Source organism: Verrucomicrobium sp. GAS474, assembly GCF_900105685.1.
Classification (GTDB): domain Bacteria; phylum Verrucomicrobiota; class Verrucomicrobiia; order Methylacidiphilales; family GAS474; genus GAS474.
In genome coordinates, this window is record NZ_LT629781.1 from 3672358 (window position 1) to 3689915 (window position 17558).

At 66.3% G+C, this 17558-nt stretch carries 18 protein-coding genes; 12 read left to right on the forward strand and 6 right to left on the reverse strand.

Annotated features, from left to right (window positions below):
* Positions 1-158: 158 nt before the first annotated feature.
* From rpmI to BLU04_RS15635, 4 genes are all read right to left on the reverse strand, one after another.
* Entirely contained in the window at positions 159-377 is a 219-nt protein-coding gene (rpmI, locus tag BLU04_RS15620; protein WP_093288122.1) for a 50S ribosomal protein L35, read from the reverse strand.
* 38 nt (positions 378-415) lie between these two features.
* Positions 416-1093 (reverse strand): translation initiation factor IF-3, encoded by a 678-nt coding sequence (gene infC, locus BLU04_RS15625; RefSeq protein WP_093288125.1) that lies wholly within the window; start codon positions 1091-1093, stop codon positions 416-418.
* 63 nt (positions 1094-1156) lie between these two features.
* Positions 1157-2947 carry a threonine--tRNA ligase gene (gene thrS / locus BLU04_RS15630; protein ID WP_093288126.1) on the reverse strand — a complete coding sequence of 597 codons (1791 nt, stop codon included), beginning with the start codon at positions 2945-2947 and terminating at the stop codon, positions 1157-1159.
* 37 nt (positions 2948-2984) lie between these two features.
* Complete coding sequence (locus tag BLU04_RS15635; protein ID WP_093288129.1) at positions 2985-4067, reverse strand: acetyl-CoA carboxylase carboxyltransferase subunit alpha; 1083 nt, start codon at positions 4065-4067, stop codon at positions 2985-2987.
* Between the two features lie 149 nt (positions 4068-4216).
* On the opposite strand from BLU04_RS15635, the gene BLU04_RS15640 reads away from it, so the two are divergent.
* Genes BLU04_RS15640 through BLU04_RS15660 form a run of 5 tightly spaced genes read left to right on the forward strand, consistent with a single transcriptional unit; the run spans position 4217 to position 8246 of the window.
* A complete protein-coding gene (locus tag BLU04_RS15640; protein ID WP_157895413.1) occupies positions 4217-5077 on the forward strand; it encodes a CPBP family intramembrane glutamic endopeptidase in 861 nt (286 codons plus the stop codon).
* Positions 5053-5790, forward strand: coding sequence for a ComF family protein (locus BLU04_RS15645; protein ID WP_093288134.1), 738 nt, complete (start codon positions 5053-5055; stop codon positions 5788-5790). The genes BLU04_RS15640 and BLU04_RS15645 overlap by 25 nt, the downstream gene beginning before the upstream one ends.
* A 28-nt stretch (positions 5791-5818) precedes the next feature.
* On the forward strand, positions 5819-6673 hold the full coding sequence (gene accD / locus BLU04_RS15650; protein ID WP_093288136.1) for an acetyl-CoA carboxylase, carboxyltransferase subunit beta: 855 nt from the start codon (positions 5819-5821) through the stop codon (positions 6671-6673).
* A gap of 7 nt (positions 6674-6680) precedes the next feature.
* Positions 6681-7982: a folylpolyglutamate synthase/dihydrofolate synthase family protein gene (locus BLU04_RS15655; protein ID WP_093288139.1), complete on the forward strand. Its 1302-nt coding sequence runs from the start codon at positions 6681-6683 to the stop codon at positions 7980-7982.
* A 57-nt stretch (positions 7983-8039) separates the two neighbouring features.
* On the forward strand, positions 8040-8246 hold the full coding sequence (locus BLU04_RS15660) for a DUF2934 domain-containing protein (RefSeq protein WP_093288141.1): 207 nt from the start codon (positions 8040-8042) through the stop codon (positions 8244-8246).
* Here BLU04_RS15660 and BLU04_RS15665 read toward each other — a convergent pair.
* Positions 8243-9340 (reverse strand): PepSY-associated TM helix domain-containing protein, encoded by a 1098-nt coding sequence (locus BLU04_RS15665; RefSeq protein ID WP_093288144.1) that lies wholly within the window; start codon positions 9338-9340, stop codon positions 8243-8245. The two genes, BLU04_RS15660 and BLU04_RS15665, sit on opposite strands and share 4 nt — an antisense overlap.
* A 268-nt stretch (positions 9341-9608) precedes the next feature.
* Between BLU04_RS15665 and BLU04_RS15670 the strand changes: the two genes are divergently transcribed.
* The 6 genes from BLU04_RS15670 to BLU04_RS17125 all read left to right on the forward strand — a co-directional run bounded on the left by BLU04_RS15670 (position 9609) and on the right by BLU04_RS17125 (position 15557).
* Positions 9609-10418 (forward strand): succinate dehydrogenase cytochrome b subunit, encoded by an 810-nt coding sequence (locus BLU04_RS15670; RefSeq protein WP_093288146.1) that lies wholly within the window; start codon positions 9609-9611, stop codon positions 10416-10418.
* A 20-nt stretch (positions 10419-10438) separates the two neighbouring features.
* Entirely contained in the window at positions 10439-12367 is a 1929-nt protein-coding gene (locus BLU04_RS15675; RefSeq protein WP_093288149.1) for a fumarate reductase/succinate dehydrogenase flavoprotein subunit, read from the forward strand.
* A gap of 42 nt (positions 12368-12409) precedes the next feature.
* A complete protein-coding gene (locus BLU04_RS15680) occupies positions 12410-13204 on the forward strand; it encodes a succinate dehydrogenase/fumarate reductase iron-sulfur subunit (protein WP_093288152.1) in 795 nt (264 codons plus the stop codon).
* Between the two features lie 114 nt (positions 13205-13318).
* On the forward strand, positions 13319-13555 hold the full coding sequence (locus tag BLU04_RS15685; RefSeq protein ID WP_093288154.1) for a hypothetical protein: 237 nt from the start codon (positions 13319-13321) through the stop codon (positions 13553-13555).
* Between the two features lie 298 nt (positions 13556-13853).
* Positions 13854-15404: a methionine--tRNA ligase gene (gene metG / locus BLU04_RS15690; RefSeq protein ID WP_093288157.1), complete on the forward strand. Its 1551-nt coding sequence runs from the start codon at positions 13854-13856 to the stop codon at positions 15402-15404.
* A gap of 30 nt (positions 15405-15434) precedes the next feature.
* Positions 15435-15557: a hypothetical protein gene (locus BLU04_RS17125; protein ID WP_255360053.1), complete on the forward strand. Its 123-nt coding sequence runs from the start codon at positions 15435-15437 to the stop codon at positions 15555-15557.
* Between the two features lie 4 nt (positions 15558-15561).
* Here the strand turns inward: BLU04_RS17125 and BLU04_RS15695 are convergent, their stop codons facing one another.
* Entirely contained in the window at positions 15562-16377 is an 816-nt protein-coding gene (locus BLU04_RS15695) for an AraC family transcriptional regulator (protein ID WP_093288159.1), read from the reverse strand.
* Between the two features lie 83 nt (positions 16378-16460).
* On the opposite strand from BLU04_RS15695, the gene BLU04_RS15700 reads away from it, so the two are divergent.
* Positions 16461-17555, forward strand: a complete 1095-nt coding sequence (locus BLU04_RS15700) for a glycoside hydrolase family 172 protein (protein WP_093288160.1) — start codon at positions 16461-16463, stop codon at positions 17553-17555.
* Positions 17556-17558 lie beyond the last annotated feature (3 nt).

The window sequence follows — 17558 nt, forward strand, 5'->3', positions numbered from 1 at the left end:
GCTGTACAGGGTCGACCCCGCCAGCCCCAACGGGCCCTCCGCCCCCCCCCAAAAGCCCCCCCTCCCCACCAAAACACAAAAAGCCAGGCCAAGTCCCGATGGACTTGGCCTGGCTTTTTCGCAAAGACCCACCCCCTGAAACGGGGATGTCAGCCTCCTTACTTCCGGTTGCTGAAGGGGAGGTTCGCCTTGATCCGGGTCTCGTCGGTCACGTCGACCACCTTGGTCTTGCCGAGGCTGCGCATCCGCTTCCGGTTCTTGGAGGAGGCAAGGTGGCGGCGTCCGGCGCGGGACGTCAGGATCTTACCGGTGGCGGTGATCTTGAAACGCTTGGCGACCGCTTTCTTCGTCTTACTTCTGGCAATGGCTTTGGGCATATAACTTTCCTATTTCCGACTGATCTATAAAAATCCGACTATTCCTTACCGTCGCCCGTCTCGGGGGTCTCCCCCTCGTGGGCTTCGGTCTCATTCCCCTCTTCGACGTCGTCGTCGCCACCTTCGTCCTCGTAATCGTCCGAGGTGAAGCGCCGTGTCCGTTTCTGGAGGGGGACAGGTGCTAGCATCATTGAGATGTTTTTGCCAACTAATTTCGGTTCCTGGTCGGCGATGCCGATGTGGAGGAGGTCGGCCCGGACCTTCCGCATGAGCTCGACGGCGAGTTCCTTGTGGAGGTTTTCACGGCCCCGGAGATAGAGGGAGAACTTCACTTTCATCCCCTTCCACATGAAGCCCTCGGCCCGGCGCATCTTGATGCCGTAGTCGTGCGGGTCGATGTTCACGTGGAACTGCATTTCCTTCACCTTCGTCGCGCCGCCGTGCTTCTTGGAGTCCTTCTCCTTCTTGGCCTGCTCGTAGCGGAACTTGCCGTAATCGGTGATCCGGCAGACGGGGGGATTGGCGTTGGGGGAGATCTCGACGAGGTCGAGGCCCTCGCGCTTGGCCAGGGCCAGGGCGTCGAGGATGGCGAAGGTACCTGCGGGCTTCCCGTCCGAGCCGATCACGAAGACTTCGCGGGCGCGGATGAAATTGTTGTGCCGATGGGTGTGGTGGCTGAAGCGACCACTATTGAAATTTCTGGGGGGACGGGCCACGGAGGGGGGATGGGTATGCGAGGGGTGTTCGGGTTTGTTGGACTGTTGGAAAGGGAGGCTTCCTCAGAGAGCGCGTTCGGAGATTTCCGATTCGATCCGGGTAAAGAAGGCGGAGCGGTCGATCACGCCGAGATCACCGTGTTTGCGGCTACGGACGGATAATTGACGGTTTGCGACCTCATTCTTGCCTAAAACGACCATGTAAGGCGTTTTCTCCACCTGAGCAAGCCGAATCTTCGCGCCGAGGCGGTCGGGGCTGCCGTCGACGGCGGCGCGGATCCCCTTCGCGCGCAGCTCGGCGCAGAGGGATTCGGCCTCGCCGTTGAGCTCCGGGTTCACCGGGAGGATGCGGACCTGCTCCGGGGCGAGCCACAGCGGGAAGTCGCCCGCGAAGTGCTCGATCAGGAAGCCGATGAACCGTTCGTGGGTCCCCAGCGGGGCGCGGTGGATGCAGAGGGGGGTCTCCTTCGTGTTCGCCGAGGTGGTGAACTCGAGGCCGAAGCGGGCGGGGACGGCGAAGTCGACCTGGTTCGTGGCGAGGGTGAATTCCCGGCCGATGGCGCTCCAGACCTGGACGTCGATCTTCGGGCCGTAGAAGGCCCCCTCGTTCGGGACTTCGATGTAGTTGATGCCGGTCTCGATGAGGACCTTGCGGACCATGTCCTCGGTCTTCTTCCAGAGCTCGGGCTCATCGACGTACTTCTGGCCGAGCTTCTCCGGGTCGTGGGTCGAGAAGCGCATCCGGTATTTCTCGATCCCGAAGATCTTGAAGTATTTCAGGTACATCTCGTTGACGGCCTGAAACTCGGCGGCGAATTGCTCCGCCGTGCAGTAGATGTGGGCGTCGTTCATCTGCATGGCGCGGACGCGCATGAGGCCGAAGAGCTCGCCCGACTGCTCGTAGCGGTAGCAGGTGCCGTATTCGGCGAACCGCAAGGGAAGGTCGCGGTAGCTGCGGGGGAGCGCGGCGAAGAGCTTGTGGTGATGGGGGCAGTTCATCGCCTTCAGGTAGTAGGTGACGGGCTCCTTGTCGGACTCGTCCTCCTTCATCTCCATGGGGGGGAACATGCTCTCGGCGTAATAGGGGAGGTGGCCGCTCGTCTTGTAGAGCTTTTCCCGGGCGATGTGGGGGGTGCGGACGCGCTGGTAGTTCGCGGCGAATTCGGTCTCCTTCGCGAGCTTTTCGAGCTCCTCGATGAGGACCGTCCCCTTCGGCAGCCAGAGCGGCAGGCCGGGACCGATGTCCTCGTCGAAGGTGAAGAGCTGGAGTTCCTTGCCGAGCTTCCGGTGGTCGCGCTTCTTCGCCTCCTCGATCATGGCGAAGTGGGCGTCCATCTCGGCCTGGGTGGCGAAGGCGGTCCCGTAGATGCGCTGGAGCTGGGGGTTCTTCTCGTCGCCCTTGTAGTAGGCGCTGGCGACGTGGGTGAGCTTGAACGCGCCGATCCCGCCCGTGTCGGGGACGTGGGGCCCGGCGCAGAGGTCGGTGAATGCAGCGTTACGGAAGAGGGTGATCGTCTCGCCCTCGGGGATCCCCTTCAAGATATCGAGCTTGAAGACGCTCGGTGTCGGGCGCGGCCCGAGGGCAGCCAACTCGCCACGCTCGGCCATCGCCTGCGCGTCGGCGCGGGAGATGACCTCGCGGACGAAGGGCTGCCTTTCCTTCAGGATGCGGGAGACGACCTCCTCGATCTTCGGGAAATCCTCGGGGCTGACGCGGTGCTTCAGGTCGACGTCGTAATAGAAGCCCTGCTCGACGGGGGGGCCGGCGGCGAATTGGGCGTCGGGCCAGATTTCAAGGAGCGCCGTCGCCAGCACGTGGGCCGCGGAATGGCGGATCGTCTCAAGTTCGTTCATGCAATGGAATGGGGAAAGGGAAAGCGGGGCGGCGGAATTACTTCCGGCCCTTGCCGCGGGAGAGGACGGCGGCCTGCTGCTCCTCGAACTCGCCGAACTTGCGGAACTTCTCGTAACGCTCCTCGAGGAGTTGCTCGACGGAGAGTTTCCGCAGCTGCTTGAGCTGCTTCACGATGGCGGCGCGGACCGAGGCGGCGGCGGCGTCCCAATCGCGGTGGGCCCCGCCGACGGGCTCGGCGATGACGTCGTCGATGAGGCCCATCTTCAGGAGGTCGACGGCGTTCATCTTCAGCGCCTCGGCGGCCTTCGGGGCGTGGGAGGCCGACCCCCAGAGGATCGCGGCGCAGCCCTCGGGGGAGATGACGGAATAGTAGGCGTTCTCCAGCAGGAGGACGCGGTCGGCGATGCCGATGCCGAGCGCCCCGCCGCTGCCGCCCTCGCCGAGGACGACGGCGATGACGGGAACCCGGAGCTTGAACATCTCGCGGAGGTTGACGGCGATCGCCTCGCCGATGTGGCGCTCCTCGGAGCCGAGGCCGGGGTAGGCGCCGGGGGTGTCGATGAAGCAGAGGACGGGGAGATTGAACTTGTCGGCCATCTCCATGAGGCGGAGGGCCTTGCGGTAGCCCTCGGGATGGGGGCTGCCGAAGTTGCGGAGGATGTTCTCCTTCACGTCGCGGCCCTTCTGCTGGCCGATGACGAGGACCGACTCGCCCTCGAAGGTGGCGAGGCCGCCGAGGATGGCGCGGTCGTTGCCGTAGAGGCGGTCGCCGCAGAGCTCGGTGAAGTCGGTGAAGAGGCGGGAGGCGTGGTCGAGGAAGAAGGGGCGCTGCCCGTGGCGGACGATCTGGACGCGCTGCCAGGGGGTCAGCTTCCCGTAGATCCGGGTCCGCTCCTCGGCGATCTTCGCCTCCTGGGCGGCGATTTCCTTCGAAAGATCGACGTCGTGATCGGCGCAACGGGCCTTGAGGTCGGCCAACATCCGTTCCAGTTCGACGACCGGTTTCTCGAACTCGAGGGGGGCCAGGGCGGGAGCCGTTTTACCGGAAGGGGCGGCTTTGGAAGCGGAAGCGGGGCTGGCAGCGGGAGCCGATTTGGGGGAGGCGGAGGGCTTTGACATGACTTGGGAACTCATTCCTTAAGAGAGACGCTGGTTAGGTTATCCGGGCCGGGACGGTGCCTGGAACAACTAAGGGGTCCGTTATGCCGTCCTTCACCGGGGATGACAACGCGATTTTTGTTTGTTATTCATGGATGGGAAATAACGGCATGCGATTCCGGTCCTCCCCTTCCCCGGCTCTCTCCCTCTTCGGCCTGATCGTCTTCCCCTTCGTGGCGGCGGCGGTCCTCGCCCCGTGGGTGTGGCATGCGCTCCACGGCCTCCTCCACTATCCCTTCCCCCGGTATGTGAACCGGTGCCTGATGCTCTCGGCGCTGCTGGGGCTCTGGCTTTTCTGGAAGGGCCTCGGCATCGGCTCGCTCTCCGAAACGGGCTGGCACCGCACCGCCCGGCTCGGCCGCGATCTGGGCGGGGGGTTCTTCCTCGGCCTCGCGACGGGGGCGGCGGCGCTCCTCTGCGCCCTCCTTCTGGGGGGGCAGGCGTGGCAGGCCGACCTTCCCTTCCTGAAGCTCCTCGGCATCGTCGCGGGAGCCTGGGCCCTCGCCCCCCTGGAAGAGCTCCTCTTCCGGGGCGTCATCCAGCGGGTTCTCGAAAAACGGTTCGGCATCGCCGCCGCGATCGTCGTCGGGAGCCTGATCTTCGCCCTTCTCCATTACCTCAAGGTCCCCTCCGATTTTAAGCCCGCCACCCCCGGCATCGGCGATGGCTTCCGGGCGGTCGGCCTCGCCTTCACCCCCTTCGCGGGCCTCGGGTGGTGCCAGCCCCGCCTCGGCCTCCTCGTCGCCGTCGGCCTCGTCCTGGCGCTGGCCCGGTGGCGGACCGGGGCGCTCTGGCTCCCCATCGGCCTCCATGCGGGATGGATCGTCGCGGAGCGGGCCGGGCACAAGCTCACCCAGGGCCTCCCCGGCCACTGGGCGGGCGGCGATTTCTCGACCAACCCCCTCAGCTTCCTCTTCGTCGCCGTCGCGGCCCTCGTCGTATGGAAATGGCCCGCCTCCTCCTCGAAGTAGGCTCCCGGGTAAAGGGCTGGGGCCGCGAGGCCCTCGACCTCGCCTTCCCGCCCCAGCCGCCCCCCTCGGGCGAGGAGATCACCCGGCGCATCGAGCCCCCCTTCTGCGCCCGCTGCGGGGAGCCCTTTCCCGCGCCGCCCTCCGGCCTCCTTCCCGGCGCCTTCCTCTGCGGGAACTGCGCCGACCGGGACTGGACTCTCTCCTGGGCGCGGGCGGCGTGGCGGGCCGAGGGGCCGATCCGGGACGCGATCCACGATTTCAAATACCGGGGCCGGTTCCATCTTCTCTCGACCCTCGCCGATCACCTGGAGGACGGCTTCCGCCAGTTCGCCGCCGGGGAACGGTGGGACGGCCTCGTCTTCGTCCCGCTCCATCCGGTGCGGCAGCGGGACCGGGGCTTCAACCAGGCGGAGGAGCTCTGCCGGGAACTGGGAAAACGGCAGGGCCTCCCCCTCTACCCCTGCCTCCGGCGGATCCGACCGACGGAGAAGCAGGCCTGGCTGACCCGGGGCGGGCGGTTGCGGAACCTGACCGGGGCCTTCGCCTACCAGGCCCCCCTTCTAGGCATAAATACCCGGTTTGACGTAAAGGGCCTTCGTTTGCTATTGATTGACGATGTCTTCACAACCGGCGCGACTGCCGAAGCCTGCGCCCGAGTCCTCCGCTCCGAAGGCGTGGCACGCATAGCCGCCCTCACCGTGGCCCGCGCCTAGCACCCCCAACCCCCACTTTTTTCCTGCCATGATCCACGAATCGACCGAAGCCATCCTCATCCCCACGGGAGACAGCAAACTCGAGATCCCGGACGGTCTCTGGACGAAATGCCCCCAGTGCAAGGAGATGCTCTACGCGAAGGAGCTGACGCTGAACCTCGAGGTCTGCAAGCATTGCAACCACCACTTCCCGATCGGGGCCCGCGCCCGGATCGCTTCCCTCGTCGATCCCGGTTCCTTCACCGAATACGACGACTCCCTCTCCCCCGTCGACACCCTGAAGTTCACCGGGGCGAAGTCCTACACCGACCAGATCAAGAAATACCAGGCGAAGACCGGGCTGAAGGACGCCGTCCTCTCCGGCCTCGGCGCGATCGAGGAGCGCAAGGTCTCCCTCGCCGTCATGGACTTCTCCTTCCTCGGCGGGAGCATGGGCTCCGTCGTCGGGGAGAAGATCACCCGCGCCATCGAGCGGGCGACCGCCGAGAAATGCCCCGTCATCGTCGTCTGCGCCTCGGGCGGCGCGCGGATGTACGAGGGGATGCTCAGCCTCATGCAGATGGCGAAGACCAGCGCCGCCCTCGCCCGCCACGGCGAGGCCCGCCTCCCCTTCCTCGCCATCCTCACCAATCCGACGATGGCCGGGGTCACCGCCAGCTTCGCCTCCCTGGGCGACCTCATCATCGCCGAGCCGAAGGCGATGGTCGGCTTCGCCGGGGCCCGCGTCATCAAGGAGACGACCCGCCAGGAACTCCCCAAGGGCTTCCAGACCTCGGAATTCCTCCTCGACCGCGGCCTCATCGACATGATCGTCGGCCGCCACCAGCTCCGCTCCTCCATCGGCACCGTCCTCCGCCACCTCCAGGGCGGAATCGGCAAATAAGCCGGCCATGCCTCGCTACCGGGAGGTGCTCCAGGTCCTGGCCGCCCGCCGCAGGCTCGGCATGAAGCTGGGGCTGGAGAACATGGAGGCCCTCGCCGCCGCCCTCGGCTCCCCCCACCGGAAACTCCGCTTCGTCCACCTCGCCGGGACCAACGGCAAGGGCTCGACCGCCGCCTTCCTCGCCTCTCTGCTCCGGGCGGGCGGCCAGCGCGTCGGCCTCTTCACCTCGCCCCACCTCCTTTCGGTCCGGGAGCGGATCGCCGTCGACGGCGCGCCGATCCCGCGCCCCGCCTTCATCGAGGGGATCACCCGCGTCACGGCGGCGGCGACGGCGCAGGGGCTGGAGCCGACCTTCTTCGAGACCCTCACCGCCCTCGCCCTCTGGCACTTCGAGCGGGAGCAGGTCGACTGGGTCGTCTGGGAGACCGGCCTCGGCGGGCGGCTCGACTCGACCAACATCGTCACCCCCGCCGTCTCGATCATCACGAACATCGGGAGCGACCACGCCTCCTTCCTCGGCGATTCCCCCGCCAAGATCGCCATCGAAAAGGCGGGGATCATCAAGCCCTCCGTCCCCGTCGTCACCGCCGAGACCGAGGCCGAGCCCCTCTCCATCCTCCGCCGCATCGCCCGGGAGAAGAACGCCCCGCTGCACGAGATCACCCCGGCGGAGGTCGCCGCCCTCCCGCCCCTCCGCCTCTCCGGCCCCCACCAGCGCCGCAACGCCGCCTGCGCCGTCGCCGCCCATCGCCTCCTCGCCGCCCTCGGCCTTCCCGATCTCCCTGAAGAAAAAGCCGCCCAGGCCCTCGCCCAGACGACCTGGCCCGGCCGCTTTGAGATCGTCCGCGGCGAGCCCGAGCCGCCCTTCGTCGTCGACGGCGCCCACAATCCCGAGGGGATCGCCGCCGCCCTCGCCGCCTGGCGGGACGCCTTCGGGGCCCTCCCCTTCCGCCTCGTCTACGGCGGGATGAGCGACAAGGACCACGCCGTCGCCGCCCGGCTCCTCCTGCCCCAGACGCGGGAGACGATCCTCCTCCGCGCCACGGGGGAACGGGCCGCCGAGCCCGCCACCCTCCTCGCCCACTTCCCCGGCGCCCGCCTCGCGCCCTCGCTCCCCGCGCTGTGGCCGGAGCTCCTCTCCCATCCGATGCCGACCCTCCTCCTCGGCTCCCTCACCCTTGTCGGCGAGGCCCTCCGGCTGGCCGGCCTCTCGACCCTCCCGCCCGAGGAGCAGGAGGCCGAGGCCGACCTGAACGAGCTGCTCTCCCCTCTCCCCATTCAGACCGTCCCTCTCGATCCGCCGCGCTAGGTCGTGTCACGACCTGGGGCCATTTGGCGAACGGGGCAATCGGGGTTAGGTTATCCCATGATCCCCAAGGAAGCAGCCGTCGAGAAGCGGGCGCATGAACTGTGGGTGGAAGCGGGCCGGCCCGAGGGCAACGGTCAAGCCGAAGCCTTCTGGTACAAAGCGGAAGAGGAACTCGAATCGCGGGAATACGGGAACGACCATCCCCAGCCGGTATCGCCGCTGCCGGAGACCGACTCCGGCTCGAAGCCGGTGATGAATGGCTAGGTCGTCACCGCCGTCGCCGCGCTGACGGCGGCGGCCTTCTTCCGCCGCATCCACCAGATCGCGCACCCGCTCGCCGAAAGGACGCCGGGCGTGAGCCCCCCGAGGACGTAGACCACCTTGATCGGCCAGCCGCCGAAGTTGCCGAAGTGGAGCGGCGTCACGTAGGAGAGGATTTTCTCCCCGCCCTTCAGCGTCCGGAAATCGCGCACTTTCAGCGGCTGAAGCGTCTTCGCGTCGACCGTCACGCCGCTGCAGAACGGGTGGGAGAACCACGCGTGCGGCACCCCGCCGTAGACGCTGACCGGGCCGCCCGGCCTCGGGGAAAGGAAGAGATACTCCGGCTCGAGATCGGGCAGGGCCGTCCGCGCCGCCGCGATCGCGCCGGAGATCGGAACGGGAGCGGCCGCCACGGTCATCGTCATCGGCGGCGGCGTTTTCTTCGGGGCGAAGAGCCGGGGAAAGACGAAGAGATTCATCCAGCCCCCCGTCAGGGCGAGGACGAGATTGAAAAGCAGCGCGTAGAACCCGACCGTCTTGTGAAGGTCGGAAAGAGAGAGTCGCGCGCCTCGCTCCCGCCGGGGCAGGAAAGGAACCCCTCGCAACCGCCCGCCCAGCACGATCAACCCGCTGACGCCCAGCCCGATCAGCCCGAGGGCGAAGAGGCAGGCCGCCGCCCCGCCCCAATTTCCGAGCAGGAGGGTGGAGTGGAGCCGGAGCACCCAGTCATTCCACGCATTCCGCCGCAGCTCCCCCACGCGCCCGGTGTAGGGATCGACGGAAACATAGGCGTTGCTCCTCTCAGCATCGCTCCGCAACCGCACCCACAGAGCCCGGTCGGCCTCCCGGTAGCTTTCGAGGGAGATCACCGTGACCCGCCATCCCGGCCATGCCTCGGCGACTTTCGCGACGAGGAGATCGAGGGAGAGCTTCTCCCCCTTCTGCTCTGCGGCGGGGACGAAGTAGAACGCCGGATGGAGCGCCTTGTCGATGGCCTCCTTGAAGACCATGAGCGAGCCCGTCAGTCCGACGAAGGTCAAGACCAGAGCCGATCCGAGGCCGAGCCACGAATGAAAGCGGAAGAAGAAAGGACGCACAGCCCAGGCACCTTAGGGAGTTTCGTCCCACGCCACACGCTCGCGATGACTCTCCCCCTTTTTTTCTTCACCACCGCAAGCCGAAGAAAAAGGACCGCAAGCCGGAGCAATTTTCCTTCCCTCGCTCCAATTTGCAAAAAACGAGGATTTTGGGGGTCGTTTTTGCCCTTTTTGGGCATTTCGACCCTTTTTCTTCGGCAAAACGGCCTGAAATGAGTCATTCCCGCCAGTTGACTTCCCGTACGTCCCTCCTGTACCATGCCTCCCTATGGGCACCCCCACCACTGCCGTCCAGAAAGCGGCCTCCCCCGGCTCTTCTTCCTGCCACTGTCCCGTCAAGTCGGCCATTCTCCTTAAGGCCATCATGGCTATTACGGGTCTGATCCTTTTCGGATTCACAATTGTTCACGCCCTTGGAAATCTCCTCGTCTTCCTCCCGGCCGAGGCGATCAACAGCTACGGCTACCTCCTCCACCACTCCGGCCTCCACGGCTTCACGCTGATCTGGCCCTTCCGCCTCTTCCTCCTCGCCGCCGCCGTCGCCCACATCGTCGCGGCCATCATCCTCACGAAACGGAACCGCGCCGCCCGCCCCGTCCCCTACGCCGTCATCAAGGCGAACAAGGCGACCTTCGCCAGCCGGACGATGTTCGTCGGCGGCCTCGTCCTCGCCGTCTTCATCGTCTTCCACATCCTCCAGTTCACCGTCGAGGCCGGTCCCTTCGCCACGTCGCGCGGCTACGAGGCCCCCGTCTCCGCCGCCGACGTCGCCACGCTGAACCTCCTCACCGTCCCCGATGTCCACAACGGCTCGACGGAGATCACCGCCATCCACGACATCCACCGGATGGTCGTCGAGGGCTTCAGCAACGTCTGGATTTCGGCCTTCTACCTCATCTCGGTCGCCATCCTCGGCCTCCACCTGAACCACGGCGCGGCGGCCCTCTTCCGCTCCCTCGGCATCGGGAACCGCGCCACCTTCCCCTGGCAGAACTTCATCGCCCGCGCGTTCGGGCTCTTCGTCTTCCTCGCCATGGCCGCCGTCCCGCTCGGCGTCCTCACCGGAATCGTCAAATAATCAGGTAACAAGGCCCATCCATGAGCATCCCTCTCCCCAAACTCGATCCCCGGATTCCCGAAGGCCCGCTTGAAGGCAAGTGGTCGAGCTTCAAGAACAACGTCAAGCTCGTCGCCCCGAACAACAAGCGGAAATACGACATCATCATCGTCGGCACCGGCCTCGGCGGCGGTGCGGCCGCCGCCACCCTCGGCGAGCTCGGCTACAACGTGAAGTCATTCTGCTTCCAGGACAGCCCCCGCCGCGCCCACTCCATCGCGGCCCAGGGCGGCATCAACGCGGCGAAGAACTACCAGAATGACGGCGACAGCGTCTTCCACCTCTTCCACGACACGATCAAGGGCGGCGACTTCCGCGCCCGCGAGGCGAACGTCCACCGCCTCGCCGAGGTCAGCGTGAACATCATCGACCAGTGCGTCGCCCAGGGCGTCCCCTTCGCCCGCGAATACGGCGGCCTCCTGGCGAACCGCTCCTTCGGCGGCGCCCAGGTCTCCCGCACCTTCTACGCGCGCGGCGCGACCGGCCAGCAGCTCCTCATCGGGGCCTACCAGGCCCTCTCCCGCCAGGTGAAGGCCGGGAAGGTCGAGCTCTTCTACCGGACCGAGATGGTCGACCTCATCGTCGTCGACGGCCACGCGAAGGGCATCGTCGCCCGCGACCTCGTCACCGGGAAGCTCACCGTTCACATGGCCGACTGCGTCGTCCTCGGCACCGGCGGCTACGGCAACGTCTTCTACCTCTCCACCTACGCCCGCGGCTCCAACGCCACGGCGATCTGGCGCGCCTACAAGCGCGGCGCGGCCTTCGCCAACCCCTGCTACACCCAGATCCACCCCACCTGCATCCCGGTGACCGGCGACTACCAGTCGAAGCTCACCCTGATGTCCGAGTCCCTCCGCAACGACGGCCGCGTCTGGGTCCCGAAGAAGCAGAAGGACAACCGCCACCCCGACCAGATCCCCGAGGACGAGCGCGACTACTTCCTCGAGCGGATGTACCCGAGCTACGGCAACCTCGCCCCCCGCGACATCGCCTCCCGCGCCGCGAAGCGCGTCTGCGACGAGGGCCGCGGCGTCGGCGAGAGCGGCCTCGGCGTCTACCTCGACTTCACCGAGGTCACGAAGCGGATCGGCGAGCACGGCGTCCGCGAGAAATACGCGAACCTCTTCGGCATGTACAACGAGATCACCGCCGAGAACGCCTACAAGACCCCGATGCGGATCTACCCCGCCGTCCACTACACCATGGGCGGACTGTGGGTCGACTACCACCTCATGACGACCGTCCCCGGCCTCTTCTGCGTCGGCGAGGCGAACTTCTCCGACCACGGCGCGAACCGCCTCGGCGCGTCGGCCCTCATGCAGGGCCTCGCCGACGGCTACTTCGTCCTCCCCTACACGATCGGCGACTACCTCGCGAAGCAGAAGCCCGCCAACCGCCCGAAGGCCGATTGTCCCGAGGCGCAGGCCGCCCTCGCCGAGAGCCAGGCCCGCATCGACCAGCTCGTCAACATCAAGGGCGACAAGCCGATCAGCGAGTTCCACCGCGAGCTCGGCAAGATCCTCTGGACCTACTGCGGCATGGCCCGCAACGAGGAAGGGCTGAAGAAGGCCCTCGAGCTGATCCCGAAGCTCCGCGAGGATTTCTGGAAGAACGTCAGCGTCCCCGGCACCGGCGCCGAGATGAACCAGGCCCTCGAGCGGGCCAACCGTGTCGCCGACTTCATCGAACTCGGCGAACTCCTCTGCCGCGACGCCCTCACCCGCCGGGAATCGTGCGGCGCCCACTTCCGCGAGGAATACCAGGAAGACGGCGAGTGCAAGCGGAACGACGATGACTTCGCCCACGTTGCCGCCTGGGCTTACCAAGGTGAGGACGCCCCGCCCGAACGCCTCGTCGAGCCGCTCATCTACGAGAAACTCTCCTTCGTCACCCGGAGCTATAAATAGGCCTTAGGCCCGTCCCCCGACACTCCACCTGAAAATCACCCCATGAATTTCACTCTCAAAATCTGGCGTCAGGAAAGCCCCGAGGCCGAAGGCCGCTTCGTCACCTACCAGGCCCACGGCATCAACCCGAACATGTCGTTCCTCGAGATGCTCGACGTCGTCAACGACGAGGCCTCGGTCAACCCGAACAAGGACGCCCGCGACACCATCGCCTTCGACCACGACTGCCGCGAAGGCATCTGCGGCACCTGCTCCCTCGTCATCAACGGCAAGCCCCACGGCCCGAACCACGCCGTCACCACCTGCCAGACCTACATGCGCTCCTTCACCGACGGCGAGACCATCGTCGTTGAGCCGTGGCGCGTCGCCGCCTTCCCCGTCCTGAAGGACCTCGTCACCGACCGCTCCGCCTTCGACCGGATCATCCAGTCGGGCGGCTACGTCTCGGTCAGCACCGGCCAGGCCCCGGCGGCGAACACCCACCTCATCCCCCGCCCCGTCGCCGAGGCCGCCTTCGACGCCGCCCATTGCATCGGCTGCGGCGCCTGCGCGGCCCAGTGCAAGAACGGCTCCCCGATGCTCTTCGTCGCCGCCAAGGTCGCCCACCTCAACTCGCTCCCCCAGGGCCAGCCCGAGAAGCACGACCGCGTCCTGAAGATGGTCCGCGCCCTCGACGACGAGGGCTTCGGCGCCTGCACCCACACCATGGCGTGCGAGGCCGTCTGCCCGAAGGAAATCCCCTACGACCTCATCGTCCGCCTCAACCGCCAGTTCCTCGTCGCCTCCGCCGTCGAGGCGACCACCCCCGCCCCCAGCGACGCGGGCGGGGCGGGCTAAGGCGCCCAGCTCGAAAAAGGCGGAAGGAGAAATCCTTCCGCCTTTTCTTTTGCCCCGACCGTTTGCGCTGCCCGCCCTCATGGCTTAGCTTTGGCTTCAATCCTGACACACTCCATGAAACTCCCCTCCCCCCGCCTCCTCCTCGGTTCCGTCGCCGCCCTTGCCCTGCTCGGCACCGCCCCCCTCGCCCTCGCCGACGGCCCTCACGGCCACGGCCCCCACGGCAAGCCCGCCCACTACGAGCATGACCGGAACGGTTATTGGGACGGCAACCACCAGCACCACCCCTACATCGTCCGCAACGGCCACCGCGGCTACTGGTGGAACCACGTCTGGATCATCGTCGACTAAGCGACGCCTCCTCGACCCTGAAAGGGTCGAAGCGATTAGCCGGGGGTCGAGCGCAGCGACACCCCCGGTTTCAGATCGGAAAATTCGCCCCGTCATCAGGTTGTCCCTTCTTTGATGAAGGCCGGGGCGCACCTCCGACAACCTCTGCGACCCCTGCCGGGGTCGGACCCTTCTCTCACGTTATTCCGGGGGTGTCGGGCTTTGCCCTCAACCCCCGGCTACCTTCTTTGATCCCTCCGGGATCGAGGCCCGATCATCTCCGGTTGCATCCCCTGCCGTCTTGGCTTTAACTCTCCGGATGTCCCAGCGTTTTTTCCTGACCACGGCTATTGACTACGTCAACGGCCGCCCCCACCTCGGCCACGCCTACGAGAAGATCCTCGCCGACGTGATGGTGCGGCACCGCCGCAGCCTCGGGGAAGAGGTCTTCTTCCTCACCGGCGTCGACGAGCACGGGCAGAAGGTCCAGCAATCGGCCCAGAAGGCGGGCCTCACCTCGCAGGAGTTCTGCGACCAGACCAGCGCCCTCTTCCGCGACCTCTGGGCCCGCCTCGGCCTCTCCAACGACCGCTTCGTCCGCACCACCGACCAGCCCCACAAGGACTACGTCCGCGCCTGCCTCCAGAAGCTCTACGACAAGGGCGAGATCTACTTCAAGGAACACGAGGGCTTCTACAGCGCCCGCGCCGAGCAGTTCGTCACCGAGAAGGACCAGGTCGACGGCGTCTGGCCCGAGATCTACGGCGAAGTCGTGAAGACGAAGGAACCGAACTACTTCTTCAAGCTCGCCGCCTACCAGGACTGGCTCCGCCAATACGTCACCGACCATCCCGAGTTCATCTTCCCCTCGTTCCGCCGGAACGAGGTCCTCGCCGCGCTCGAGAACCCGATCGGCGACCTCTGCATCTCCCGCCCGAAGAGCCGCCTCGAATGGGGCATCCCCCTTCCCTTCGCCGAGGACTTCGTCACCTACGTCTGGTTCGACGCCCTCATCAACTACGTCTCGTTCGCCGATCCCGGCCTTCCCACCGACAAGTGGCCCGCCGACGTCCACCTCATCGGCAAGGACATCCTCATCCCCGCCCACGCCGTCTACTGGCCGATCATGCTGAAGGCGCTCGGCCTGGAGCAGCCGAAGCAGCTCGTCGTCCACGGCTGGTGGATGAACCGCGGCGCGAAGATGAGCAAGTCGGTCGGCAACGTCGTCGATCCCGAGCCCTACATCGAGACCTTCGGCCCCGACGCCCTCCGCTACTTCGTCATGCGCGAGATGTCGCTCGGCCAGGACGCCGACTTCACCGACGAGAAATTCATCCAACGCTACCAGAGCGACCTCGGCAACGACCTCGGCAACCTCGTCCAGCGGAGCCTCTCGATGATCGGGCGGTATCGCGAGGGAAGCGTCCCCGCCCGCCCCGCCGAGGCCCTCACCGACCTCGACCGCGAGCTGGAGAGCGACGAGCCGACCACACTCTTCCGCGAGGCCATGGAATCGAAGCAGATCCATATCGCCCTCCAGCATCTCTGGGCCTACCTCCAGAAGGCGAACCAGTACGTCGAGCAGAGCGCCCCGTGGAAGCTGGCGAAGGACCCCGCCCTGGCCCCGCGCCTCGACGTCGTCCTCGCCACCTTGGCCGAGACCGTCCGCCGCGTCGCCGTCCTCACCGCCTCGGTCCTCCCCCACACCTCGGAGAAGATCTACGCCGTCCTGAACCTCCCCGTGACCGCGGAATCGTTCCGCCTCACCGAGGCCGCCTTCGGCAACCGCCTCGAAGGCAAGCCGGTCCAGCCCCCCACGCCGCTCTTCCCCCGGATCGAGGTGGAAAAGGAAGAAGGAAAGAAGGCGTAACCCGGTTTGGCGGGGGGCGTCTTTCGGGGTATGAAATCGCAACCCTGGAAATCGTCCTCCCTCCACGCCGTGATGACTCTTTCCCTCCTGCTCGCCTTCTACCTGGTGGTCTGCACCACGTTCTACCTCGCCCTCTCGCAGACGCAGGCCTGATGAGCTACGCTTTTTCCCGCCGGAGCCGCGAGGGAGGAATTCCGAAGTGTTTCCGGAAGAGCTTCGAGAAATAATAGGGATCGGGACAGCCCACCGAACGGCCGACCTCGCCCAGGGGAAGGCCGGTCCCCCGCACCAGGGCGGAGGCGACCTCCATCCGGCGTTGCAGCAGATAACTGATCGGCGTGAAGCCGAAGCTGCGGCGGAAGGCGGTGCAGAAATGAGGCACCGAGAGACCGGCCAACCGGGCCAGAGCGTCGAGCGTCAACGGATGCTCGTAGGCGGCGTCGATCCGCTCCTTCGCCCGCAGCAGGCCGGGCGGGGCGGCCTTTGCGCGAGAAGGCCCGGTGCGGGCCGCCTCCCGGAGGAGGTTCTCGAGGAGGTTCCCGAGAATGATCCCGTCGGGCCGGGAGGAGGAGCCGCTCAGTTCCCCGTGAATATCGAACAGGTACCGCTCCACCCGGGAAGGGTCCCGGGGCTGGAGCGGCCTTCCGGGGACGAGGCGGGCGGCACGGCACGCCGCCCGCAGCCGCTCCCCGTCGCAATGAATCCAGGAATGGCTCCATCTTTCGGCCATGCTGCCGTAATGATGCCCCATCTCCGGCGTCCAGAAGATCGCGGTCCCTTCGGGCAGCAGGGGCGAGGCCGGATCGGTCCCGATCCGGACGGCGGAGTGAAAGAGCATGAACAGGGCGTCCCCCGTCCCCCCGGGCCGGGAAATGAAGCAGGGCGGCATCCTTTCCCGGATGCCGATCCCCCGGATGCGGAGCGGCGGCGTCCGGAAAAGGGGCTTCTCGTGGAGATAACGGATGCGGAGCATGGAACCTCGATACCGAAAGATATTACAAATCTTCCCAAAGAGCGTCCATTGGAATCGGGCCGGGAGCGAGCCATCCTCGCACCATGCAACCTTCCCTTCCCTATAACGGCCTTGGCTCTTCCATGGGAAACCTCTTCCGCCTCAGCCGGGCGAAGACCCGCTCGATCAGCTCGGAAAATCCGACAGGCGCGAAGGGGGCGGGCGGCGGGGCCGAGACGGGCGTCGCCTCGGGTCCGTCGCACGACCTCGGCAAGGGATGGAAGGTCAATCCCTACGATATCATCGAATCGGGCCAGACCCGGGAAATCGCCTTCATCGAGGGGCCGGGCGCGATCCAGCAGATCTGGATGACGCCGACGGGGAACTGGCGACACACGATCCTCCGCTTCTATTGGGACGGCTCCGAGACACCCTCGGTCGAATGCCCCATCGGCGATTTCTTCGCCAGCGGCTGGGGACAATTCTCCCCCCTCTCCTCCCTCGCCGTCTGCGTTAATCCGGGCAGCGCCTTCAACTGCTATTGGGAGATGCCGTTCCGCAAATCGTGCCGGATCACGCTCACCTACATCGGCATCGAAGAGTCGATGCGCCTCTACTACCAGATCAACTACGTGCTGACCGAGGTCCCCGACGATGCGGCCTACTTCCACGCCCAATTCCGCCGCGTGAATCCCCTCCCCTACAAGGAGGTCTACACGATCCTCGACGGGGTACGGGGGCGCGGCCACTACGTCGGCACCTACATGGCGTGGGGCGTGAACAACACCGGCTGGTGGGGCGAGGGGGAGATCAAGTTCTACCTCGACGGCGACCGGGAGCTCCCGACGATCTGCGGGACGGGGACCGAGGATTATTTCTGCGGCTCCTACAACTTCGAGAACCGGCAGACGAAGCAATACCAGGAATTCACCACCCCCTACGCCGGCCTCCACCAGGTGATCCGGCCCGACGGCGTCTACCAGGCCCAGACCCGCTTCGGCATGTACCGGTGGCACATCACCGATCCCGTCCGCTTCGAGAGCGACCTGAAGATCACGATCCAGGCCCTCGGCTGGCGCTCGGGATGGCGCTATCTCCCGCTGCAGGACGACATCGCCTCCGTCGCCTTCTGGTATCAGACCCTTCCCGCCGCCCCGTTCCCGGCCCTGCCCGACCGCGATTACCTCGAGGTCGTCTAAAGG